Here is a 21,065-nt window from a genome sequence, read left to right on the forward strand (position 1 = left end):
CTCGCCCTCGTGGCGGTTGCGGCCTATCTCGGAATTGAGCGGGTCGAGCGCGTGGTGCTGCGCCGCTGCGGGGCCGAGCAACGCGCCAGATAAGATCGGGAGAGACATGACATGACGCCAGCCGTTTTCGCCATTCCGGGGGATATCACGCAACTGACCGGCGGGTTCATCTACGAGCGCAAGCTGCTCGAGGCGCTGCGGGCCGAAGGTCGCCGTGTGGAGCATCTGGAACTGCCGCCCGGCTTCCCCGATGCGACGCCCGAGGAGACCAAGACCGCGCGCCGCCAACTGACCGCCATTCCCGCGGAGGTGCCGGTGATCCTCGACGGGCTGGCCTTCGGCTCGATCGACCCGGAGGTGCTCGACGCGATGTCCGCGCCCGTGGTGGCGATGCTGCACCATCCGCTGGGACTCGAGACCGGGCTGACCGAGGATCGCGCGCGTCATCTCCTGACACGGGAGGCGGAGAACCTGCGCCGCGCCGCCCATGTCGTCGTGCCGAGCCCGCATACCAGCGCCATTCTGCAAAAGGAGTTCGGCGTCACGCCGGAGCGGATCTCTATCGCGCTTCCGGGCTTCGACCGTCCGCCGGCGATGGAGAGCGCGAAACCCACTCCGCCGCTGATCCTCGCGGTCGGGCTATTGGCGCCGCGCAAGGGGCATGACGTGCTGATCGACGCCTTGGCCGAGATCGCCGATCTGGACTGGCGCGCGCAGATCGTGGGCAGCGCCCACGACCCGGAGGTTGCCGATGCGCTCGCGGCGCGGATTGCACGGCTCGGGCTGAGCGAGCGCGTGCAGCTTGCCGGACGGATGGAGCGCGACGCTCTGAATGCAGCCTATAGCGAAGCCTCTATCTTTGCGCTTGCCACGCGCTACGAGGGCTACGGGATCGTCTTCGGCGAGGCGATGCTGCACGGGCTGCCTATCGTAACCTGCCGCACGGGCGCGGTGCCCGACACGGTGCCGCCCGATGCCGGGATCCTCGTGCCGGTGGATGCGCATCTCGACTTCGCCGAGGCGCTGCGACAGCTTCTCCAAGACGCAGATCTGCGGGAGCGAATGGGCGCGGCCTCGGCGGTGGCGGGCACCGCCCTGCCGGATTGGCGCGACACAGCGGCGATCATGGGGTCGGTGCTGGACAGCCTCTGAGCTGCACCGAAAATCGGGCGATTTCGCCTCTTACCTCCGGGCGCGCGAATTCACGGATCGCGCCTTCGGTTCCGACACGATTTTTTGCCCTATGTGATTGATCCGAAAAGGAACGTTGAGCGTGCGAGGCCGTTTCATTTTCGTAATTTCAAAAGGAGGCATCTCATGAAATCCAAGACCCGCACCCTCACCGCTGGTATCGCCGCAACCTTGATGGGCACGATGGCGCTCGCTGCATCGCCCGCCAATGCGATGGACCACGCGAAAGGCGTCAAGCCGCGTCCGGATCTCGACAAGCACGTCGCTGCAGCACTGCAGCAATGCGCCAGCCTCCAGGAGACCTGCCAGCAGGTCGCGACCAATTCCGCAGCCGTTCTGGTCTTCCCCGAAGTGACCACGGTCGACCTCGGCATCGGCGGTTCGGGCGGCTCTGGCGCGCTGATCGAGAACGGTAAGGTTCAGGGCTATTACGACATCGGCAAGGCCTCGGTCGGCCTCCAGCTCGGCGCCAAGCAGGCAAGCCAGATCTACGTCTTCCCGACCAAGAAATCGGTCAGTGAAGTGCAGAACGGCGGCGAATGGCATGTCGGCGCAGGCGCGGGCATCACCGTCGTCAACGCCAATGCCACCGCGAATGTCGAGAGCGGCAAGCCGCGCGTCTATGTCTTCGACAGCTCGGGCCTGAACGGCGGCGCAAAGGTCAGCACGCTGCGCATCTGGAAAGACGGCGACAACAGCTGATCGCAGGCGTCTTCCCCGTCTGGGGAAGGCCCGCGATGAGAAAGGCCCCGGGGTTTGCTTCACCCCCGGGGCCTTTTGTTTGTCCGGCGAAGTGGCGCGCGGCTCAGGCCTGGCGCGCGTCGCTGATCGCCTTGCGCAGGGTGTCGGCATCGACCGCGCCGGGATAGACGTCGCGCCCGACGATATAGGCGGGCGTGCCACGCAGCCCGATCGCCACCGCCTGCGCATCATTGCGCGAGAGCAGCGCGTCGATCTCCTTGCGGTTGGCCTTGTAGCCCTCCATCGCCTTCTCCGGATCGACACCGGCCTCGGAGAGCGTCTTCTCGATCAGGTCGTTCGACAGCTTTCCTTGCGTCGCCATCAGCGCCTCGAGACCCGCTTCGTATTGGCCCATGCTCTGCGCGCCCAGCACGAGCTGCGAGGCGTAGACCGAAGGCGCACCGAAGATCGGCCAGTCCTTCATCACGACGCGCAGATTGCCGTCTTCCTTTGTCACCTTCTCGACCACCGGGTGGTTCGATTTGCAGTAGGGACACTGGTAGTCGAAATACTCGACCAGCGTGATGTCCCCATCCGGGTTACCGAGCGCGGGCGCTTTGGGGTCGTGGAACACCGCTTCGGGCGAAATATCGGCCTGCGCGAGGCTCGCCGTCGGTAGGATCAGTGTGGAGCCTGCGGCGACGCCTGCGAGGGTGAGGAAATTCCGGCGATCGATCATGTATCGTCTCCTGTGGTTTGGGGGAAATCTTCGGGGGAGTAGGGAACGGGCGGCAGCGGCTGGCCCGGCGGCACCGTGCCCTTGCCGCTCTCGGCACGGGTCAGCACGACGACATGCGTGCCGGAGCGGACGCGGTCGGCGAGGTCGATGATGTCCTGATTGAACAGCCGGATGCAGCCCGCCGAGGTCGCCTTGCCGATTGAACTGTCATCCATCGTTCCGTGAATGCGGTAGAGCGTGTCCTTGTTCCCGCGATGCAGGTAAAGCGCCCGCGCGCCTAGCGGATTGTCGAGCCCGCCTTCAAGCCCGTCCTTCACCGGGCCGTAAAGCTCGGGGTCTTCCTTGATCATGCTCTTGGTCGGCGTCCAGCTCGGCCAGTCGCGCTGATAGGGGATATGCCCCTCACCGGAAAAACCGCGCCCGTCCTCGCCCACGGCGACCGTGTAGCGCAGCGCGCGGTTGTTCTTCTGCACGAGGTAGAGCTTGCGCGCCCAAGGGTCGACGACGATCGTGCCGGGCGGCTCGTCAGTCCAGTAATCGACCTCCTGACGGGCTTTCTCCTCGCTCAGCAGTTTCGGGTCCACCGCAGGGATCGTGCGGCCATCATCTTCCATCTGGCTGTAAATCGCCTTCACCCGCGCGCTGAGCTGCGGCGCTTGCGGCGCGGGTTGCGGGGCCGGGCTGGGAGGCTCGGGCGCGCAGGCCGCGAGGGCGATCAACGCGAGCGGGGCGAAGCGGATAAGGTTCATTGAGCGATCTCCGAAAGCGAGGTCGTGAGTTTCGGCGCGGTTACATCCCCGATCAGCCGGGTGCCCTGCGCCTCCGAATGGTCGGGGCTGAGGAAGATCAGCGTCGGCGGGCCGATCACGCCCAACTGCTTGAGAAGCGCCTGCTGCGGCGCGCCGGTTTTCGTCACATCGACCGCGATGGGCGTGACATGGCGCAGCGCGCCCTGCACCTGCGGGTCGGGGATCACCTCGCGCGCGATGGTGGCGCATTCGGTGCACCATTCGGCCGTGGTGATCAGCATCACCGGCGCGCCCTTCGCCGCGTTCAGTGCGGCATCGAGCGCCGCGGGCGTCTCGACATGGGTGAAGTCATCCTCCATCAGCACGTCCGACGTGGCGGCCATGACGGTCTGGCCTGCGGTGAAGGGCGCAAGCGGCCGCAGCGGATCGGCGGCGCCGCTCGCCGCGCCGATACCTTCGAGCGCACCGGCCAGCAGCGCCGCGAGGCCAAGCGCGCCACCCGCGCGGCGCAGGCCCGAGCTTTCCGGTCCGAACCGGTCACGCCCGCCCATGGCCACGCCCGCGCCGAGCAGCAGCAGCGCCCAGAGCGCGAGGATCGCAGGCCCAGCGATGACGCGGCTCAACAACCAGATCGCCACGCCAAGGAAGACGAAGCCGAAGGCGCGGTTCACGCCGACCATCCATTCGCCCATGCGCGGCAGGATCGCCGAGCCGAAAAGACCGACGGCCATCAACAACACGCCCTGCCCCAGACCCAGCGCGAACAGCGCCGAAGCTCCGAGCCCCGCATCGCCCGTCTGCGCGATGTAGAGGAAGGCCCCTGCCAGCGGGGCCGTCACGCAAGGCCCGACGATCAGCGTCGATGTGAAGCCGAGGATCGCCGCCCCCGCCAACGTACCGCGCCGACCCTGCACGGAGCTCACCTTGTTGGTCAGCGCCTGCGGCAGACGCAGCTCGAACAGGCCGAAGGAGGACAGCGCGAGGACGGCGAACAGCAGGGCCAGCGCGATCACCGTCGCGGGCGCCTGCATCAGGAATTGCAGGTTCTGCCCAGACCATGCCGCCACAATGCCGAGAAGCCCGAAGGCCACGGCCATCGCCAGCACATAGGTCCCGGTCAGCGCCAACCCGCGCGCGGGCGTCAGGTCTTTGCCTTGCGCGCCAAGCATCCCGGCCACGATCGGCACCATCGGCAGCACGCAAGGCGTGAAGGCCAGAAGCAGACCGAAGCCGAAGAACGACGCCACGACCAGCGCCCAGCCGCCCTTCGCCGCGATCCCCGCGACGAGGCCGTCATCGGAGGACAGATTCAGGCTGTTTCCGTCGCCCTTGGAGGCGACTACGGGAGGCGTGGGAGTATCGGCCTCGGAACGCGCGGCTGGCGCGGAGGACGCGGCGCTCTGCGCATAATCGGGCACCCCGGCGGCTTGGTTCGATTGCGCCGCGCCTGATGCGGCGGCAGTCGCAGCCCCGCCCGGCGGCACGATCTCGCGGCTTTGGGGCGGATAGCAGAGACCCTTCTCCTCGCAGCCCTGCCAATGCAGCGTGAACGGGCCGGAAATGTCGCTGACCACGGCCTCGGTATGATCGTGCCAGACCTCGACCGTGCCGAAATTCGGATCGTCCTTCATCTCGCCCGGCTGCGTCTCGATCACTGGCGCGTCGCCGTCCTCGGCGCTGACCGTCAGGTGGTCGCGATAGAGGTAGTAGCCCGGCGCGATGTCGAAGGAGACCGCGAGCGTTCCGTCATCCTGCCACGCGGTCTCGACCTGAAACGCCTCTTCGGGCGACAGCGGACCGCTGCCTCCCTTGGGCTTCAGAAGATCAAAGCTTTGCGCCGCAGCGAGGCCGGGCAACAGCAATGAGACCAGAAACACGCCCCAGAGGGCGCGCAGCGATAGACGGGAAAGAGCCTTTGCGTTCATGTTGGCCGGATCGCGGGTGAAGCTTAAGTCAGTCTTAAGATTCGTGCGGTGTATCCGCCGCGAAGGAGAAAAGATGCGCATACTCGTCGTCGAAGATGACAGCATATTGGCGGACGGCCTGCGGGTCGGGCTCGGCATGGCCGGGTTCACCGCCGATGTCGTGTCCCGCCTCGAAGATGCGCGCGCGGCGCTGGCAGGGGCGGAATATCGCGCGCTCGTGCTGGACCTGATGCTGCCCGATGGCTCCGGGCTCGAACTCCTGCGCGAATTGCGCGCGGGCCGTGCCGGGCTGCCGGTCCTGCTGCTGACCGCGCGCGATCAGGTCGAGGACCGGGTCGCGGGGTTGGATGCAGGCGCGGATGACTATCTCGGTAAGCCCTTCGATCTGGACGAGCTGGCCGCCCGGCTGCGGGCCCTTTCGCGTCGGTCGGACGGGCGGGCGGTCGCGCAGATTTCCCATGCCGGGATGGAGCTCGACCCCGGCACCCGCAGCGCCGCCTTCAACGGCCAGCCGCTGAAACTCTCGCGCCGGGAATTCGCGGTGTTGCAGGCGCTGGCCGAACGCCCCGGACGGGTGCTCGCGAAATCGGACCTCGAAGACCGGCTCTACGGCTGGGACGAGGAGGTCGAGAGCAACGCCGTCGAAGTCCATATCCACCATCTGCGCGCCAAGCTCGGGCGCGATTTCATCGAAACCCTGCGCGGCATCGGCTACCGGCTGCGCCCAGAGGAGACCTCGCCATCTCGCTCCGCCTCCGCCTCTTCCTGATCCTCACCGGCGCGACGCTGGCCGTCTGGCTGTCCGCCGTATTCTGGATCGAGAATTCCACCCGCGCCGAGGTGACGCGGGTGCTCGACGCACGTCTGGTGGAGGCGGCGCGCATGGTCTCGTCGCTGGTCTCGAAGAACCAGATCTCGCTGAATCGGGACGGTCCCGCACAGATCACACTGTCGCATAACGAGAGTTACGAGCATCAGCAATTCTGCCAGATCTGGTCTTTCACCCAAGGGCTCGTCGGACGCTCGAACGGGGCGCCGAGCGCGCAGCTGGTGCCCGCCGATGCGACCGGCTTCCGCGATGTGACACGCGACGGCAAGGACCTGCGGGTCTACACGATCATCGATCCCGATCTGGGCGGGCAGGTCACGGTGGGCGACAGTCTCGCGATGCGCAACCGGCTTGTGCGCGATGTGATAGAAGGGTTCCTCTGGCCCGCGCTGGTGATCCTGCCGGTGATGTGGGGGCTGATCTGGTTTGCGATCTCGCGCGGTCTGGCGCCGCTCGACCGCTTTGCCCGCGATCTGGACGCGCGGCCGAGCGAAGATCTGCGCGCCCTGCCCGGCACCGCGCTACAGCCCCGCGAGATCCGCCCGCTCGCCGGTGCGCTCGACGACCTTCTCGCACGTCTGGCTGCGGCGCGCGGGCGCGAGCGGGAATTCATCGCCTATGCCGCGCATGAGATGAAAACGCCGCTCGCCGGGCTGAAGACGCAGGCCCATATCGCGCGCCATGCGCCCGATACCGACACGCGCGAACACGCGCTCGCCGCGATCTCGACCTCGGTGGATCGAACCGATCGGATGGTGCGCCAACTTCTCGATCTGGCGCAGGTGGACAGTCGCGAGGCGCGCGCCACTTCGGTGGAGCTGAACGGGCTTCTGCGGCAGGTGCTTGGCGATCTGGCGGGGCTGGCCACGCGGCGCGGCGTGACGCTGGAACTCGACAGCGCGCCGGACGCGCCGACGGTAGAAGGCGACCCGCTGCTTCTATCGCTCGCCCTGCGCAACCTGATCGAGAACGCCGTTCAGGCGAGCCCAGACGGGGCGGCGATCAAGGTCAGCGTGACCACCTCCGGCAATACGCTCCTCGTCGACATTCACGACCACGGACCGGGCCTGCCGCCCGAGATCGCGCAGCAGGCGGGGCAGAAATTCGTCAAGGGCAAGGGCGCGGATGCGAATGGCTCTGGCCTCGGCCTTTCGATCGCGCACGACGCGCTGACCCGTCTGGGCGGCACGCTCAGCTTCGAGATGCGCGCGGACGGGCATCATACGCGGGTCGATCTGCCTGCCGCGTGAGGTGCGGCGTCAGGCCCTGCGCCGCGTCCGCATCACAGCCCAACCGATCAGCGCCAGTACCAGAAGCACCGCCAAGGCGATCGCCGCCCAAGCCAACTGTGCGGCGTTCGCGATGATCCAGCTGACCTGCTGCTTGCCGCTCAGGATATTGGCGACGCTGCCTTGGGTCACCTCGCCGTCGACACCTCCGAAATTCGTGCGCACATAGCTCGCGACCGAGGCGATCTGCGCGTCGCTCATCGTGCGCTGAAATCCGGGCATGGCGACGTGGCGCGCCTCATTGGGCATGTTGATCCCATGCGCGATCACCTGCACGACATTCGCTGCATTCGCAGCGCGCACGTCAGAGATCTTGGACAACGCTGGCGCGGCGGTGCCCTGCCCGTTCATGCCGTGGCAGGTCGCACAGGCGCCCTGATAGAGCGTCGCCCCGTCTGTCGTGTCGTGGCCGACCACGGATTGCCAATCGCCGTTGGGCACCTCCAATGCGGCCAGATCGAGCGTCGCCTGACCGTCGGGTCCGCTGGCCTCGGGTTGCGTGTCGACCGGCTTCACCGCCTTCAGGTATTTCGCAATCGCCGTGAGGTCGTCGCTCGACAGCTTCGAGGTTGAGCGCGAGACCACGAGCCCCATCTCGCCGCCCGCGACGGCGTGCGCATTTCGGCCCTTGCTGAGATAGGCCACGATATCGGCCTCGCTCCAGTCGCCCAGACCGCCCTTGTCCGACGGCGTGAGGTTGGGCGCATACCAACCGTTCAGCGTCCCCCCGGCGAGGTGTTTGCTGGTGTCCTCCTGCATCAGCGTCCCGCGCGGGCTGTGGCAGGAGGAGCAATGCTCCAGCGTCTCCACAAGATAGCGCCCGCGCTGAAGTTGATCGCCCGAGACATCCACCGCGCCGGGCGGATGGCCCTTGTCGAGGAACAGCGTGTTCCAGCCCATCATCGCCGGACGCACGAAAGGAAAGCCCAGATGGGTCTCGGGTACCTCGTTCTCGACGGGTTCGACCTGTTTGAAATAGGCCCAGAGCGCTTTCACATCGGCATCGGTCAGGCCGGTGTAATGGGTGTAAGGCATCGCCGGATAAAGCCACGTGTCGGACTTGCCGCGCCGCAGGGCGCCTTCGAATTCCGCCTCGGTCATGTCGCCAATCCCAGTCTTCTGGTCGGGCGTGATGTTAGGCGCATAGATCGCGCCGATCGGGCTTTCGATCTTCTCACCACCGGAGAAATTCTCCGCGTGACAGGAGGAGCAATCCCCCGCGATGGCGAGGTATTTGCCGCGCTTCACGAGGTCGCCTCCAGAAGCATCGGAGCCCGATTGCGCCTTCGCCGCAAGCGGGGAGATCGCGGCGAAGGCGGCGGTGGCCAGGATCAGAACACGCATCTCAAAGCTCCTTCGCGATGGTCTGGCCCGCGCGGATCGCGAGCGCCATGCCGGTCAGCGTCGGGTTCACACCGCCCGCCGTGGGCATCACGCCGGTCGTCACCAGAAACAGGTTCTCGTGGTCGAAACAGCGCAGATCGGCATCGCAGACCGCCTCTTCGGCCTTGCTGCCCATGACTGTCGTGCCCATCACGTGCTGCTGGCAAATAAACTTCTCGGGCGCGGAAACGCGCGTGCCGCCGGTCGCCTGCAGAAAGCGCGCGTAATCCTCCATCAGCCGCGGCAGGTTCGCCTTGGTGTAATCCGAGAGCTTGTAGGTCAGTTTGATGCCCGGCAGCCCCACGGCGTCTTTCCAAGAGGGGTTCACCTCGATGCGGTTCGCGGGATCGGGAAGGTCCTCGGTCAGCGCCTCGGCGGTGAAGACGCGGGCCGAGTGGTCGCGGATCTTCGCGTCGAGATCAGGGCCGAGCGTGCCGTCCTTCAACAGCCCCTGCGCGATGCCTTCCTCGGGTGGCGCATTGAGCAGGTCGTAGCGCGTCGATGGCACCTTGTCGCGGTCGGGAAGCGCGCGGCGCTGCATGATCGCACCGTGAATATTCTGGCCGCGCCCGGTCCAATAGGGCTCGGGCGAGAGCCATGTCATGTCGATCGTCGGGTGGATCATCAGCCGCCGTCCGACCATGTCGGAACTGTTCGCGAGATCGTTCATCAACAAGAGCTTCGGCGTCTCGTAGCCATGCGCGGCGATCACGAACATCTTCGCCGTCAACCGCGTGCGGTCGCCTTCGGGGTTGATATAGGAGAGCGCCGTGATCTTGCCCTTGTCGCCGGTCTCGATCTTGTCGACGATGGCCTGCGTGCGGATCTCGACGCCCAGATCGCGGATCTTCTGAACCACGTGATAGCCCGAATGTTTCGCACCGATCGGGCAATTCCAGTTGCAGATATTGTTGCCGATACAGGCGGGCCGGTTGTCGTAGGGCTGCGACAGCCGCGACGAGGGCGCGATATCGACGCGAAAGCCCATCGACGCCACCTGCTGCTGTAGCCGCTGGGTCGCATAGGGTTTCGCCTCAGGCGGGAGCGGATAGGGTTTCGAGCGCGGCGGATAGGTCTCGCCCTTGCCCAGACCGCTCTCGTCGAAGCCCTTCTGACCGTTCACGCCGATCTCGTATTCGGCCTGCGTGTAGAAGGGCTCCAGATCGTCGTAGCTGATCGGCCAGTCCTCGGCGATCCCGTAAGTCGAGTGCATCGCCATGTCCTCGGGCAAGAGCCGCCAGGTCGCCGCCGTCCAGTGCCGCGACGTACCGCCCAGCACCCGCAGCGTGCCCGGAAACACGTCGAGCCCGCCGGTCAGATGCGGATCGACATAGCCGGGCGTGAAGCTGTTGGGCGCATAGGGCACATCGCCGAAGGGATCGTTGAAGTTGTTCTTGCGCGGCGAGTTGCGCCAGTTCTCGGTCACTTTCCAATCGGGGATGTCGGGACCTGCCTCCAGCACGATCACCGAATGGCCCGCCTGTGCGATCTGTTGCGCGGCCAGACCGCCGAGCGAGCCCGACCCGACCACGATCACGTCTGCATCGAAATCAGCCATTACTGTGCCTCCTGCTGGGAGTCGGAATTGGATGCGGGGTTGGGCGAGCCACTGGCACCCTGACCGGTGCCACCTCCGCTGTCCGCGCCTTGCGCTTTGCGGGCGGCGTCGACGCTGTCGGCCTCGCTCTTGGCATAGGCCAGCCATGCCGGATCGGGATCTTGCAGCTCGTAGCTGGATTTGGGCTGGTACTCCCAGCTCGTGGCCTCCTCGGGCAGGTCCGAGGCATCGACACCTTCGGGCACCTCTTTCCACCAGCCCGCACCGCCAGAGGGGTAAGTCTGCAGGGGCACGATGTCGCTGACTTTGGTCAGCGCCTGCGCCTCGAGGAAGGTCGCGAATTCGGCGTCGTCTTTCAAAATGCGTGCCGAGGGGGAGCCGGTGAATCCGAGATACCACGGCTTCGCGATGCTCAGCGCGAGGGTGGTCTGGTCGTCGCTCAGCCCCTCGATCGCGGTAGCGCGGTCCCTGCCGTCGAAGGCCTTTGCGAGCCCGTCCAGCTTGCCGGCAAAACCTGCATCGCCATCGCTCAGCAGCTTTTCGATCCGCGCGGCGGTTTCCTTCGAGAGGCTGTCATTGCCGCAGATCGCGCGGCTCACGAAAAGAAAGGCATCGCTGGGCGCGGCGCTATCGGCGGCGCGGGCGAAACCGGGTGTCAAACTTGCAAGTGGCACGGTGCCTGCCAAGGCGATCAGGAAACGTCTGCGGTCGAGGCTCATGGCATCCTCCTCCCGGGGCTAAAAACGGAGCGTAAGCAACAGCCATGCGCAGTGACCCTCAATCCCAGCGCAATCGCGCGTATGGAGCGGTCGGGTCATGGCTGCCTTCGTCATAATCGTGACGCTTTCACGCATTCGGGGTGGCGTAGGTTGACGGTAGGGCCGCAGTCGGGGCCAGCAACCGCCCGCTACCGCACGTTATCGTCAAGGAACAAAGGCCGCGGGATGCGCGTTCGATACCCCCCTTCACGTTTTCTCGCAAACGAACGCGGCCGCGTCTGAAATCGGCCCGGTCACCGGGATGTGCGCGCCACGCCCGGAACTTCGCGAAGGCACGTCGCATTCGGCCGGCAACACCCTCACGAACAGGAGCAGAGCATGGCAAAGATCGCATTTCTAGGCATGGGCGCGATGGGCTCGCGGATGGCGCGGACCCTTCTGGATGCGGGCCACGATCTGATCGTCTGGAACCGGACGCCAGAGCGCTGCGCGCCACTCGTCGAGGCCGGAGCCACGCAGGCCGACACCCCGCGCGACGCGGCAGCACAGTCCGAGTTCACGATCTCGATGTTGCGCGACACCGAGGTCTCGCGCGAGGTCTGGTGCGACCCGGAAACCGGCGCTTTCGCCGGGTTGCCCGAAGATGCCATCGCGATCGAAAGCTCGACCATCACGCCAGAGGGAGCCGCAGAGCTTGGCAGCTACGCCACCGCGCAGCAGCGGCGCTTTGTCGAAGCGCCGGTCTCCGGCACGCTGCCGCAAGCCGAGAACGGTGTGCTGGTCTATTTCCTCGGCGGCGAGGCCGAGACCGCAGGCCGTGTGCATGACGTGCTCGACCCGCTCGCCAAGGCGCAGCACCATGTCGGCACCTGGGGCATGGCTGCGCGGATGAAGCTTGCGACGAATGCGATGCTGGGCGTTCAGGTCGCCGCCTGGGCGGAGATCATTCCGATGCTGGAGCGCGGCGGCATGGATGTCGATCTTGCGCTGGAGGCGCTGTCCTCCACCCCGATCTGGACGCCGAACGCGCCCTATATCACCGGCACGATGCAGCGCTCGGACTTCACGCCGCAATTCCCCGTCGATCTGATCTCAAAGGACTTCCGCTATGCCATCGCCGAGGGTGGCGAAGCGCGGATGCCGATGACCGAGGCCGCGAAACGCCTCTTTGCGCGGGCCAGCGAGGCCGGTCATGGCGCGGAGAACATGACCGGCGTCGTGCAGGTGAACCGCGACTGACGCGCCCTCAGCCTGCCGATTGCGGGATCAGGATGCGGTCGAAGAAATCCGCGACCGCGTCCACCGCGTCGAGCGGCAAGACCTGCGCGACATATTGATCGGGCCGCAGCACCAGCAAGGCGCCCTGCGCCCGGTCGATGCCGCGCAGGTCGAAGATGTCGGGACCGGGGACGGCGGGGCAGAAGGCTTTCTCGTAATCGACCAGCCCGTAACGCCCCTTCTTGGGACGCAGGAGCGCGGGCAGCGCCTCGATGCGCATCTCGCGATGGGGCGTCTGGAAGACCGCGCGCAGGTCGACGACGCTGTCGATATCCGCGCCCTCGGGCGTGAAGCGGTGAAGTAGTCCCTCCGGCCCATCGAGCCGGTCGCATAGCTGCGCGATCGCCCCACCCGTCTCGCCTGTGTCGCCCGTCGGCGCAAACGCCAGAAGCCGCCAGCGCCCGTCCGCCTTGAACGCATGGCCCAGCTGCACCGGCTTCGCATCCGCCAAACGCACCACCGGAGCGGAGTGGAAGCGCTTGCCCACGACCTGCCCGGCGGCCAGCGCCTGATGCGCGGCGTCGCCGATCAGGAGCCCCGGCGCGTATTGCGTCTCGACCCCGGCGGTATAGCGCCCGTGTTTCTGGAAATAGGCCTGAAACTGCGCCTCTTCCTCCTTGGTCTGCGGCTTCGCGCTGAACAGCCGCGCCATGTCGCGGTCGAAGTCGATCAGTTCCTGCGCCTTGGCCTGCCGCTCCGCCGAATAGGTCCGCAACAGCTCTGGCCGCGCCTGTCCGCGCAGCACGGCAGCCAGTTTCCAGCCGAGGTTGAACGTGTCGGCCATCGAGACGTTCATACCCTGCCCCGCCTTCGGGCTATGGGTGTGGCAGGCGTCGCCCGCGATGAAGATGCGCGGCTCGGTCACGCCGTCGCCGCCCCCGTCGCTGTCGTCGAACCCGTCGCAGACACGCTGGCCGATCTCATAGGCCGACCACCATGCGACCTCCTTCACATCGAGACTGTAGGGGGAGAGGATCGCCTGCGCTTTCTCGATCAGCATCTCGGCGCTGACATTGCGATCCGCGGCGCGCTCGTCGCCATGCAGCGCGTCGAGCTCGATATAGAGCCGCACCAGATAGCCGCCTTCGCGCGGGATGATCAGGATGCTGCCCTCGGTTGCCGACTGGATCGCCGCCTTGAGCCGGATATCGGGGAAGTCGGTGACCGGCAGCACATCCATCACGCCCCAAAGCTGGCGCGCGGATTCGCCGTGCAATTCGTGCCCGATAGATTTGCGCACCGTGCTGCGCGCCCCGTCGCAGCCGACGACATAGCGCGCGCGGATCGTCTCGGTCTCGCCCGGCGCATCGAGGCAGTCGAATATCGCGACGAGCGGATAATCGGGGTCGTCGGTGCGGGTGAGCGTGGTCAGCGCGCGATCGTAATCCGGGGTCAGACGGCGTGCACCGTTTTGCATCTTCTCGAGGTAGAAATCATGGACCCGCGCCTGATTGAGGATGACATGCGGCATCTCTGAGAGGTCATCGGCCACGTCCTGAATCCGGTCGGCCCGCTGCAGCCCCTCGCCTTGCACGCCGGGCCGCCAGAAGGCGACCTCATTCACCCAATAGCCTTCCTTCATCACCTTCTCGGCGAAGCCGAAAGCCTCGAACATCTCGACCGAGCGGCAGGCGATGCCGTCCGCCTGCCCGACTTCGAGCGGGCCGGATTTGCGCTCGGTGATGCGCACGGAAATCTCGGGGAAGGCTGCAAGCTGCGCCGCAAGGGTCAGCCCCGCCGGGCCGCAGCCGACGATCAGCACATCGACTTTGTCGAGCGTCTCCCCCGCCTGCGGATGACGCGGCGCGATGGCCGGATCGCCGGTAGTGAACCCGTTCAGATGAAACTGCATAGCGCGCCCTCCCAATTGATATGTATACTTACCATTAACGGAAAGGCTGGCGCGGCGTCAATATAGTAAGTATACTTACCTAAATCACAGAAGACCCGGAGCGCATCCCATGCCGAACGAATTCGAGACAATGCCCGGCCACCTGATCCGGCGGCTGAACCAGCGTTCGACGGCGGTGTTCCAGAAGCGGATCAAGGACGCCCCGGTGGAACTGACCTCGGTGCAATTCGCGGCGCTCGACGCCCTGTCGCGCGAGCCAGGAATGGATCAGGCTCAGCTGGCCGCGCGCATCGCCTATGACAGGGCGACGATCGGGGACGTGGTCAAGCGGCTGGTGCAGAAGGGGCTTGTCGCGCGGGCCGTCAGCGAGACGGACCGGCGCGCGCGCAGCCTGCATCTGACGCCCGAGGGGACAGCCGCACTGGACGGCGCGCGGCCCGTGGTGACGCAGCTGCAGGCGGAAATCCTGGAAGGGTTGAGCGAGGAGGAGGCCGCGCAGTTCATTGCGCTCGCCCGCAAGGCTGTCGCCCCGCAGGACTGAAAAAGGGAGGCGGATCGCGCCGCCTCCCCCAATTCTTTCCGTCCGGACGGGCTCAGCCCTTCTTCAGGTCGAGCTTGTCCATCGGCATCGAACGCACGCGCTGCCCGGTCAGCGCCGAGACCGCATTGGCGATCGCCGGCGGCACGGCGGGCAGCGGCGGCTCGCCCACGCCGCCCATCTTCGCGCCGCTCTCGATCACCTTCGCATGGATGCGCGGCGCCCGCGCCCCACCGAGGATCGGGTAGTAGTCGAAGTTGCGCGCGGTCGGCTCGCCGTTCTTGTAGGCGACCTCTTCGATCAGCGCCTCGGAGGTGCCGAGCGTGGCCGCCCCCATGATCTGCGCCTTGATGATCGACGGGTTCACGATGCTGCCCGGGTCGAGCACGTCCCAGATGTCATGCACGACGATCTGGCCGTCCTGTATCGAGACCTCGGCAATCGCCGCCGCCTCGCTGCCGAAGGGCGACGCCATCGCGACACCGCGGGCGCGGCGGGTGCCGTCCTCGGCGTCGAAGGGGCCACGCTTCCAGCCGCCCGAGAGATCGCCCACGGCTTTGAGCAGATTAGTCAGACGCTCATTCCCTTCGAGCAGCTTCATGCGCAGCTCATAGGGGTCCTGCCCGCCCGCATCGGCCATCTCGTCGAGGAAGGCCTCATAGAAGAAGTCGTTCATCGAATGACCGACCGAGCGCCAATAGGCGAGCGAGGTCGGGTTCTCGACATAGTTCTGCGCGATGCGGCGGTTCGGGATCGCGTAGCTCTTGCCGGTCAGCCCCTCGACGGCCATCGCATCGACCTTGTCGGGGTTGTGGCCGTTGAGCGCCTCGGTCGGACCTTCACAGGCGGAGATCGCCTCCAGCGCCACCGGCATGCCCTGATCGTCCAGCGCACCACGGAAACGCACCGCCGCCATCGGACGCAGCGGATCGCGCAGGAATTCCTGCTCGCGCGTCCAGATCACCTTGATCGGCTTGCCGACCTCTTTCGCAAGCTGGACCGCCTGCGGGAAGGGGTTCGCCGCGGGGTACAGGAAGTGCCGCCCGAAGAAACCACCGAGCATCGGCGAGTTGACCTTTACCTGCTCGGGCTTGATGCCCGCCGCATCCGCGATCTGGGCCTGGAACTGCTCGGGCGCCTGATTGGGCAGCCAGATGTCGAGCGTGCCATCCTCGTTGAACCGCGCCAGTGTCGAGGCAGGCTCGATCTGGGCGTGGTGCAGGTATTGGCTCTGATAGGTCGCATCGACCGTCTTCGCAGCCCCGTCGAAGCCCGACGCGATGTCGCCTTCGCTCTCGGCCTCGGTGCCGTCGCCTTTTGTATTGGCCAGTTGCTTGGCGAACTCCTCGGTCGAGAAATCGGCGGGCATGTAGCGGATCTTGGACTTCTCGTCCTCGCTCGGCTCCTGCCAGTCGACCTTGGCAGCTTCGACCGCCGTCTTCGCATCCCAGAACCGCTCGGCCACGACAGCCACCGCCCCGTCGAGCTTGTGAACCGACATGACGCCGGCCATGCCCTTCACCTCGTCGAGGTTGCTGATGTCGCCGGGCTTGAGACCCAGACGTGGCGCGTGCTGGACGGCGGCGTGCAGCATCCCGTCGACCTTGGCATCCATCGCATAGATCGCCTTGCCGGTCGATTTCTCGTAGACGTCGACGCGCTTCACGGGCTCGCCGATCCACTTGAAGTCTTTCGGATCTTTCAGCGTCACGGAGTCGGGGCTCGGCACCTCTTGGTCGAGCGCGTCGCCCGCCAGCTCGCCATAGCCCAGCGACTTGCCGGAGGCCTTGTGGACCACCTTGCCCGGCTCGGTCGACAGATCGGACACCGGCGCGTCGAGCTTCTTCGCCGCCGCTTCCAGCATCATCTGCCGTGCCGCCGCACCGAGCTTGCGCATCGTGTCGTAGCTGGTGCGCACCGACATCGAGCCGCCGGTGATCCTCATCTTGCCATAGACCACGAGGTAATCGCTGCCCGCGGGCGCGTTCTCGACGATGAAGCTATCCGGGGCCACGTCCATTTCCTCGCCCACGATCTGCGCCATCGCGGTGAAGACCCCTTGGCCGCCTTCGTTGAACGGGCTCAGCAGGCGGACCTTGCCGTCTTTGCGCAACTCGAGGAAGGCCGGGACGTTGGCGCCGGGCGGCATGTCTTTCGCAGCGGCGGCGGCTGCCTTGTTGGGCGCGACGCTCAGGCCGAAGCCCAGCACGAGCGAGCCTGCGGTGATGCCAGCGGAGGCCAGCAGGAAGCGGCGGCGCGAGACGTTCTCGGGCGCGCCGGTCGGGTAGCCGGGATCGGAGATCTTGGGATCGTGGTCGTTCATTGCGCATCCCCCGCTTTCGCTGCATCGGTACCGGCAATCGAGGCGATCGTATCGTTGATCGCGTTATAGGTGCCGCAGCGGCACAGGTTGGTCATAGCTGCCGTGATGTCATCTTCGGTGGGCTTGTCGTTTTCCTTCAGCAGCGAGGTCGCCGCCATCACCTGACCCGACTGGCAATAGCCGCATTGCGGCACTTCCTTGTCGATCCAGGCTTCGACGACACGCTTGCCGACGGGGTCGTTCTCGATCTCTTCGATCGTGGTGACTTCGCTGTCGCCGACGGCGCTGACGGGCAACACGCAGCTGCGCTGAACCGTGCCATCAAGCAGCACCGAACAGGCGCCGCATTGTGCGATCCCGCAGCCGAATTTCGTGCCGGTCATGCCGAGCTCATCGCGGATCACCCAAAGGAGCGGGGTATCCGGGCCGGACTGCACGTCGACGGACTTGCCGTTGATTTTCAATTTCATGAATTCCTCCTCGCCGTTTCATCGGTGAGCGCTCGCGCGGCGCTGGTTGGCCGCTCTCCACCTAGGGCACGAGTGGCGCGAGGCACTAAATTTTCGTGAAAACGTCGCGAGAAGATGGAACCGCCGGGGATGCCGGCGCGTCAACGCGGCGCGGCGCCCTGCCCTCGTTTCGATCCCGTGAAGGCAGGGAAACCGCGCACCGCGCCGGAGGTCTTTGGAAGTCCTGCGCTCAGCCGCGCCAGGTGCGGACCGGGCCGCAATCGACATGCACGAAATGCTCGCTCGGATAGTAGCCGACACCGCCGCCACGGATGCGCAGGGCCACTTTGTGCAGCATGCTGGTCGAGACATGCGGATGCGTCAGATCGAGCGCCTCGCCCCGCATGTGGTAGCTATGCGTCGCGCCATGCACGAGACGGTTCGTCTTCGGCGTGCGGTAGCCCGACACCAGCATCAGCGGCGTGCTCTGCTCGAGCATGTTCTGCATGTTGTAGGCGATGTTGACCGTGCGGTTGTCGATCTTCACCTCTTTCTCCTGACGCCAGTCGCGGGCGATCCGGTAGAATTCGCGCATCGCGTCGTCGTCATACTGCCCTTTCGCGAAATAGACCGCGTCGAAATTCTCGTTGGTATGCGGATTGTGGAAGCGCAGGCGGCGCTCGTCCGTCTGGCCTGCCTGTGCCGGGGTGACGATGTAGGGGGTTGCGAGGGCGCCCGCCGCGCCCAAGAGAAACTCGCGACGGAGCAGTCCTGATGCCTTTGCCATGATAGATGTCCCTTCGAATGCGTGTCGAAGGGCGCAAATTCGAAATTTCGGGGACGAACAAAAGGGCCGCACTGGGTTCCATCGATGGAACCGGCAGCCAAATGCCGAGAGCTCAGCAGGGAGTTGCCGACAGACGCCCTCACCTCAAGGTCATCTGACCGGATGTTACCTCTTGAAACCCGCGCAGCCCTTGCAGGTCACGCAGGCGCGAGGGAGCGCGAGGACAGCCTCACACGGGGGAGAGGCCGGATTTTGGCTTCCGGACACGTCACCGCACCTGAAACCACCACCCGATTCGCCCCGTGGAGACTTGGACCCCACGAAGACGCAGCAGCTTCGCGGCGCGCCTTTCGGTCACCTGTAAGTCTCGTCCAACGCCGAATGTCGACATGGGTTCCCGAAAAAATCGGCGCGCGTGTGGGATTGGTCGCAACCGCAAGCGGGGAACAGCGCGCATCCGTGGGCGTTCGTCCCTGCGCGCCCGCCGCGCCCGCCCGTTTACCTCCGACCGCCGAAAGGATCGCATCCATGCCCGAGCACCCCACACCGAACGAACGCGAGGCGATGGCCCTCTTGATCGCCAAAGCGAAAGAGGCCGCACAGGAGCCGGGCAAGGCGGGGATCGCCGCCGCGATCCTGCGCGACGGGGAGATCATCGCCGAGGGGGAGAACGAGGTGCATCTGAACTGCGACCCGACCCGCCATGCCGAGATCGTGGCGATCGCGAAAGCGACACGGGCGCAGGACGACCCGTCGCTCGACGGCTGCGTGCTGCTGACGACCCTGCAGCCCTGCGAGATGTGCCTCTCGGCGGCGCGGTTTGCCGGGATCAAGCGGATCGTCTTCGGCGCGCAGAAGGAGAATGTCGCGGGGAAGTATTTCGTTTTCCCCGATTTGACGCTGACCAAATTCCGCGACGCAGGCGAAGCCTTCGAAGCGATCGGCGGCGTGCTGGAGGAGGACGTCGTCGCGCTTTATGTCGATGGCGAGGAGTGACGCCTCTCTAAGCTAAGCGGATAGCAAAAAGGCGGGGCCGCGGCCCCGCCTTTTCCTTTGGTCTGTCTGACGTTCGGCTTAGCCGCCGATGCTTTTCGCCGAGGCCATGCCCGGCGCCTTCGATTCACCGCCCAGCTTGTCGCGGACCGCTTTCTCGATGCGCGCGCCGATATCGCCGTCGATGTTGCGCCAGTACTCGAATGCTCGTTGAAGCACCTTCTCGCTGACGCCGTCGCAGAGGTGGCCGGTGACGTTGTTCACGAGACGCTCGCGCGCCGCGTCGTCCATCACGTCCCGCACAAGCGAACCTGCCTGGCTCCAGTCGTCGTCATCCTCGCGCAGCGTATAGGCCTGACGGACCATCTCGCCATCGGAATACCACAGACCGGCTTCGGATTTCTGCGGATGCGCTTCCGGCCCGCCATAGGAGTTCGGGAAATAGACCGGGTCTTCGGACTTGTTGACCCGCAGCGCGCCGTCCTTGGTGTAGGCGTTGGTCTCGGCCTGCGGCTTGTTCACCGGGATCTGCTTGTAGTTCACCCCGAGCCGCGCGCGGTGCGCATCGGCATAGGAGAAGCCACGTGCCAGCAGCATCTTGTCGGGCGAGAGACCAACGCCGGGGACCATGTTGTTGGGCTCGAAGGCCGCCTGCTCGATTTCGGTGTGGAAATCGGTCGGGTTGCGGTCGAGCACCATCTTGCCAACCTCGATCAGCGGATAGTCCTTGTGCGGCCAGACCTTCGTCAGGTCGAACGGGTTGATACGATAGGTCTTTGCATCCTCGAAGGGCATGATCTGGAAATAAAGCGTCCAGCTCGGAGCGTTGCCCTCGGAGATCGCGTTGAACAGGTCGCGGCGGTGATAGTCGCTATCGGCGCCCGCCATCTCGTCCGCTTCTTCCTGCGTGAAATGCGCGTTGCCGTCGCCCTGATCGGTCTTGAAGTGGAACTTCACCCAGAACATCTCGCCCGCCTCATTGACGAGCGAATAGGTGTGGCTCGAATAGCCGTTCATCTCGCGCCAGGTCCGCGGGATGCCGCGATCGCCCATCAGATAGGTGACCTGATGCGCGCTCTCGGGCGAGAGGGTCCAGAAGTCCCACTGCATGTCGTGGTCGCGCAGACCGTTATCGGCACGGCGCTTCTGGCTGCGGATGAAGCTCTGGAACTTCAGCGGATCGCGCACGAAGAAGACGGGGGTGTTGTTGCCCACCATGTCGAAGTTGCCTTCCTCGGTATACATCTTCACCGAGAAGCCGCGCGGGTCGCGCCACGTGTCGGGGCTGCCGCGCTCGCCTGCGACGGTCGAGAAGCGTGCGACGATGTCGGTCTTCGCGCCCGGCTGGAACACCTTCGCCTTGGTGTATTTCGAGACGTCGCCCGTCACTTGGAAATGGCCGAAGGCGCCCGAACCTTTGGCGTGGGGCTGACGCTCCGGGATGCGCTCGCGGTTGAAATTCGCCATCTGCTCGATGAGGTAGTGATCGTTCAGAACGATCGGACCATCGGAACCGACCGTGAGCGAATGTTCGAGACTTTGGACGGGGGTGCCCCCGTCTGTGGTGGCGGGGCGTCCGCGCTTGTCGTTCGTCATGTCGGAACCTCTAATTTTGGAAAATATCGGTTCGGAAACGCAGGGGGCGTGGCGCAGTTCCTTGAAGTTTCCACGACTGAATTCACGGCTCCGATATGTTGGTCGAAATGCGGGTAGCCCGTCCCGATCCGGCCCTTAGCGACTTACGCTTGGGAACCGATTACACTGCGGCGCATTGATCACGTT

At 65.6% G+C, this 21,065-nt stretch carries 18 protein-coding genes; 7 read left to right on the forward strand and 11 right to left on the reverse strand.

Annotated elements, in window-relative coordinates; all coding sequences use genetic code 11:
* Positions 1–111: 111 nt before the first annotated feature.
* Together ACZ7GB_RS04100 and ACZ7GB_RS04105 are read left to right on the forward strand one after the other, a co-directional pair.
* Positions 112–1,152, forward strand: a complete 1,041-nt coding sequence (locus tag ACZ7GB_RS04100) for a glycosyltransferase family 4 protein (protein ID WP_472157722.1) — start codon at positions 112–114, stop codon at positions 1,150–1,152.
* 165 nt (positions 1,153–1,317) lie between these two features.
* On the forward strand, positions 1,318–1,893 hold the full coding sequence (locus ACZ7GB_RS04105) for a YSC84-related protein (protein WP_152843152.1): 576 nt from the start codon (positions 1,318–1,320) through the stop codon (positions 1,891–1,893).
* 103 nt (positions 1,894–1,996) lie between these two features.
* Here ACZ7GB_RS04105 and ACZ7GB_RS04110 read toward each other — a convergent pair whose 3' ends face one another.
* Genes ACZ7GB_RS04110 through dsbD form a run of 3 tightly spaced genes read right to left on the reverse strand, consistent with a single transcriptional unit; the run spans position 1,997 to position 5,285 of the window.
* Complete coding sequence (locus tag ACZ7GB_RS04110; RefSeq protein ID WP_472157723.1) at positions 1,997–2,611, reverse strand: DsbA family protein; 615 nt, start codon at positions 2,609–2,611, stop codon at positions 1,997–1,999.
* Positions 2,608–3,360, reverse strand: a complete 753-nt coding sequence (locus tag ACZ7GB_RS04115) for a L,D-transpeptidase (protein WP_472157724.1) — start codon at positions 3,358–3,360, stop codon at positions 2,608–2,610. The genes ACZ7GB_RS04110 and ACZ7GB_RS04115 overlap by 4 nt, the downstream gene beginning before the upstream one ends.
* Positions 3,357–5,285, reverse strand: a complete 1,929-nt coding sequence (gene dsbD / locus ACZ7GB_RS04120; protein WP_472157725.1) for a protein-disulfide reductase DsbD — start codon at positions 5,283–5,285, stop codon at positions 3,357–3,359. Before dsbD ends, ACZ7GB_RS04115 begins: the two co-directional genes overlap by 4 nt.
* 73 nt (positions 5,286–5,358) lie before the next feature.
* On the opposite strand from dsbD, the gene ACZ7GB_RS04125 reads away from it, so the two are divergent.
* Together ACZ7GB_RS04125 and ACZ7GB_RS04130 are read left to right on the forward strand one after the other, a co-directional pair.
* A complete protein-coding gene (locus tag ACZ7GB_RS04125) occupies positions 5,359–6,054 on the forward strand; it encodes a response regulator (protein WP_472157726.1) in 696 nt (231 codons plus the stop codon).
* Positions 6,055–6,083: 29 nt separating this feature from the next.
* Positions 6,084–7,364, forward strand: coding sequence for an ATP-binding protein (locus ACZ7GB_RS04130; RefSeq protein ID WP_472157907.1), 1,281 nt, complete (start codon positions 6,084–6,086; stop codon positions 7,362–7,364).
* A gap of 9 nt (positions 7,365–7,373) precedes the next feature.
* On the opposite strand, the gene ACZ7GB_RS04135 is transcribed toward ACZ7GB_RS04130, so the two are convergent.
* Genes ACZ7GB_RS04135 through ACZ7GB_RS04145 form a run of 3 tightly spaced genes read right to left on the reverse strand, consistent with a single transcriptional unit; the run spans position 7,374 to position 11,063 of the window.
* Positions 7,374–8,747, reverse strand: a complete 1,374-nt coding sequence (locus ACZ7GB_RS04135) for a c-type cytochrome (RefSeq protein WP_472157727.1) — start codon at positions 8,745–8,747, stop codon at positions 7,374–7,376.
* A gap of 1 nt (position 8,748) precedes the next feature.
* Positions 8,749–10,344: a GMC family oxidoreductase gene (locus tag ACZ7GB_RS04140; RefSeq protein WP_472157728.1), complete on the reverse strand. Its 1,596-nt coding sequence runs from the start codon at positions 10,342–10,344 to the stop codon at positions 8,749–8,751.
* The gene (locus ACZ7GB_RS04145; RefSeq protein WP_472157729.1) at positions 10,344–11,063 is read right to left on the reverse strand and encodes a sugar dehydrogenase complex small subunit; all 720 of its coding nucleotides are present in this window, start codon (positions 11,061–11,063) and stop codon (positions 10,344–10,346) included. The genes ACZ7GB_RS04140 and ACZ7GB_RS04145 overlap by 1 nt, the downstream gene beginning before the upstream one ends.
* A 378-nt stretch (positions 11,064–11,441) precedes the next feature.
* Between ACZ7GB_RS04145 and ACZ7GB_RS04150 the strand changes: the two genes are divergently transcribed.
* Entirely contained in the window at positions 11,442–12,302 is an 861-nt protein-coding gene (locus ACZ7GB_RS04150; RefSeq protein WP_472157730.1) for an NAD(P)-dependent oxidoreductase, read from the forward strand.
* Between the two features lie 7 nt (positions 12,303–12,309).
* Here ACZ7GB_RS04150 and ACZ7GB_RS04155 read toward each other — a convergent pair whose 3' ends face one another.
* On the reverse strand, positions 12,310–14,193 hold the full coding sequence (locus ACZ7GB_RS04155; protein WP_472157731.1) for an FAD-dependent monooxygenase: 1,884 nt from the start codon (positions 14,191–14,193) through the stop codon (positions 12,310–12,312).
* Between the two features lie 109 nt (positions 14,194–14,302).
* Here ACZ7GB_RS04155 and ACZ7GB_RS04160 point away from each other — a divergent pair, with 109 nt between their 5' ends.
* Positions 14,303–14,734, forward strand: coding sequence for a MarR family winged helix-turn-helix transcriptional regulator (locus tag ACZ7GB_RS04160; RefSeq protein ID WP_472157732.1), 432 nt, complete (start codon positions 14,303–14,305; stop codon positions 14,732–14,734).
* 52 nt (positions 14,735–14,786) lie between these two features.
* On the opposite strand, the gene ACZ7GB_RS04165 is transcribed toward ACZ7GB_RS04160, so the two are convergent.
* The 3 genes from ACZ7GB_RS04165 to ACZ7GB_RS04175 form a co-directional block, all read right to left on the reverse strand.
* A complete protein-coding gene (locus tag ACZ7GB_RS04165; protein WP_472157733.1) occupies positions 14,787–17,054 on the reverse strand; it encodes a xanthine dehydrogenase family protein molybdopterin-binding subunit in 2,268 nt (755 codons plus the stop codon).
* The gene (locus ACZ7GB_RS04170) at positions 17,051–17,524 is read right to left on the reverse strand and encodes a (2Fe-2S)-binding protein (protein WP_472157734.1); all 474 of its coding nucleotides are present in this window, start codon (positions 17,522–17,524) and stop codon (positions 17,051–17,053) included. The genes ACZ7GB_RS04165 and ACZ7GB_RS04170 overlap by 4 nt, the downstream gene beginning before the upstream one ends.
* Positions 17,525–17,753: 229 nt before the next feature.
* Positions 17,754–18,290 carry a YcbK family protein gene (locus ACZ7GB_RS04175; RefSeq protein ID WP_078539890.1) on the reverse strand — a complete coding sequence of 179 codons (537 nt, stop codon included), beginning with the start codon at positions 18,288–18,290 and terminating at the stop codon, positions 17,754–17,756.
* 528 nt (positions 18,291–18,818) lie between these two features.
* On the opposite strand from ACZ7GB_RS04175, the gene ACZ7GB_RS04180 reads away from it, so the two are divergent.
* Positions 18,819–19,286, forward strand: a complete 468-nt coding sequence (locus ACZ7GB_RS04180; RefSeq protein WP_472157735.1) for a nucleoside deaminase — start codon at positions 18,819–18,821, stop codon at positions 19,284–19,286.
* 78 nt (positions 19,287–19,364) lie between these two features.
* Here the strand turns inward: ACZ7GB_RS04180 and ACZ7GB_RS04185 are convergent, their stop codons facing one another.
* The gene (locus ACZ7GB_RS04185; protein WP_472157736.1) at positions 19,365–20,879 is read right to left on the reverse strand and encodes a catalase; all 1,515 of its coding nucleotides are present in this window, start codon (positions 20,877–20,879) and stop codon (positions 19,365–19,367) included.
* Positions 20,880–21,065: the final 186 nt, after the last annotated feature.

This window comes from Thioclava sp. PTB-PU3-1, from assembly GCF_055666785.1.

Excerpts from the sequence above, each read along its gene's own strand:
- ACZ7GB_RS04185 (WP_472157736.1), bottom strand. The coding sequence starts at position 20,879 with ATGACGAACGACAAGCGCGGACGCCCCGCCACCACAGACGGGGGCACC.
- ACZ7GB_RS04105 (WP_152843152.1), top strand. The coding sequence starts at position 1,318 with ATGAAATCCAAGACCCGCACCCTCACCGCTGGTATCGCCGCAACCTTG.
- ACZ7GB_RS04140 (WP_472157728.1), bottom strand. The coding sequence starts at position 10,344 with ATGGCTGATTTCGATGCAGACGTGATCGTGGTCGGGTCGGGCTCGCTC.
- ACZ7GB_RS04145 (WP_472157729.1), bottom strand. The coding sequence starts at position 11,063 with ATGAGCCTCGACCGCAGACGTTTCCTGATCGCCTTGGCAGGCACCGTG.
- ACZ7GB_RS04150 (WP_472157730.1), top strand. The coding sequence starts at position 11,442 with ATGGCAAAGATCGCATTTCTAGGCATGGGCGCGATGGGCTCGCGGATG.
- ACZ7GB_RS04180 (WP_472157735.1), top strand. The coding sequence starts at position 18,819 with ATGCCCGAGCACCCCACACCGAACGAACGCGAGGCGATGGCCCTCTTG.
- ACZ7GB_RS04175 (WP_078539890.1), bottom strand. The coding sequence starts at position 18,290 with ATGGCAAAGGCATCAGGACTGCTCCGTCGCGAGTTTCTCTTGGGCGCG.
- ACZ7GB_RS04160 (WP_472157732.1), top strand. The coding sequence starts at position 14,303 with ATGCCGAACGAATTCGAGACAATGCCCGGCCACCTGATCCGGCGGCTG.
- ACZ7GB_RS04110 (WP_472157723.1), bottom strand. The coding sequence starts at position 2,611 with ATGATCGATCGCCGGAATTTCCTCACCCTCGCAGGCGTCGCCGCAGGC.
- ACZ7GB_RS04155 (WP_472157731.1), bottom strand. The coding sequence starts at position 14,193 with ATGCAGTTTCATCTGAACGGGTTCACTACCGGCGATCCGGCCATCGCG.
- ACZ7GB_RS04125 (WP_472157726.1), top strand. The coding sequence starts at position 5,359 with ATGCGCATACTCGTCGTCGAAGATGACAGCATATTGGCGGACGGCCTG.
- ACZ7GB_RS04100 (WP_472157722.1), top strand. The coding sequence starts at position 112 with ATGACGCCAGCCGTTTTCGCCATTCCGGGGGATATCACGCAACTGACC.
- ACZ7GB_RS04170 (WP_472157734.1), bottom strand. The coding sequence starts at position 17,524 with ATGAAATTGAAAATCAACGGCAAGTCCGTCGACGTGCAGTCCGGCCCG.
- ACZ7GB_RS04165 (WP_472157733.1), bottom strand. The coding sequence starts at position 17,054 with ATGAACGACCACGATCCCAAGATCTCCGATCCCGGCTACCCGACCGGC.
- ACZ7GB_RS04135 (WP_472157727.1), bottom strand. The coding sequence starts at position 8,747 with ATGCGTGTTCTGATCCTGGCCACCGCCGCCTTCGCCGCGATCTCCCCG.
- ACZ7GB_RS04115 (WP_472157724.1), bottom strand. The coding sequence starts at position 3,360 with ATGAACCTTATCCGCTTCGCCCCGCTCGCGTTGATCGCCCTCGCGGCC.
- dsbD (WP_472157725.1), bottom strand. The coding sequence starts at position 5,285 with ATGAACGCAAAGGCTCTTTCCCGTCTATCGCTGCGCGCCCTCTGGGGC.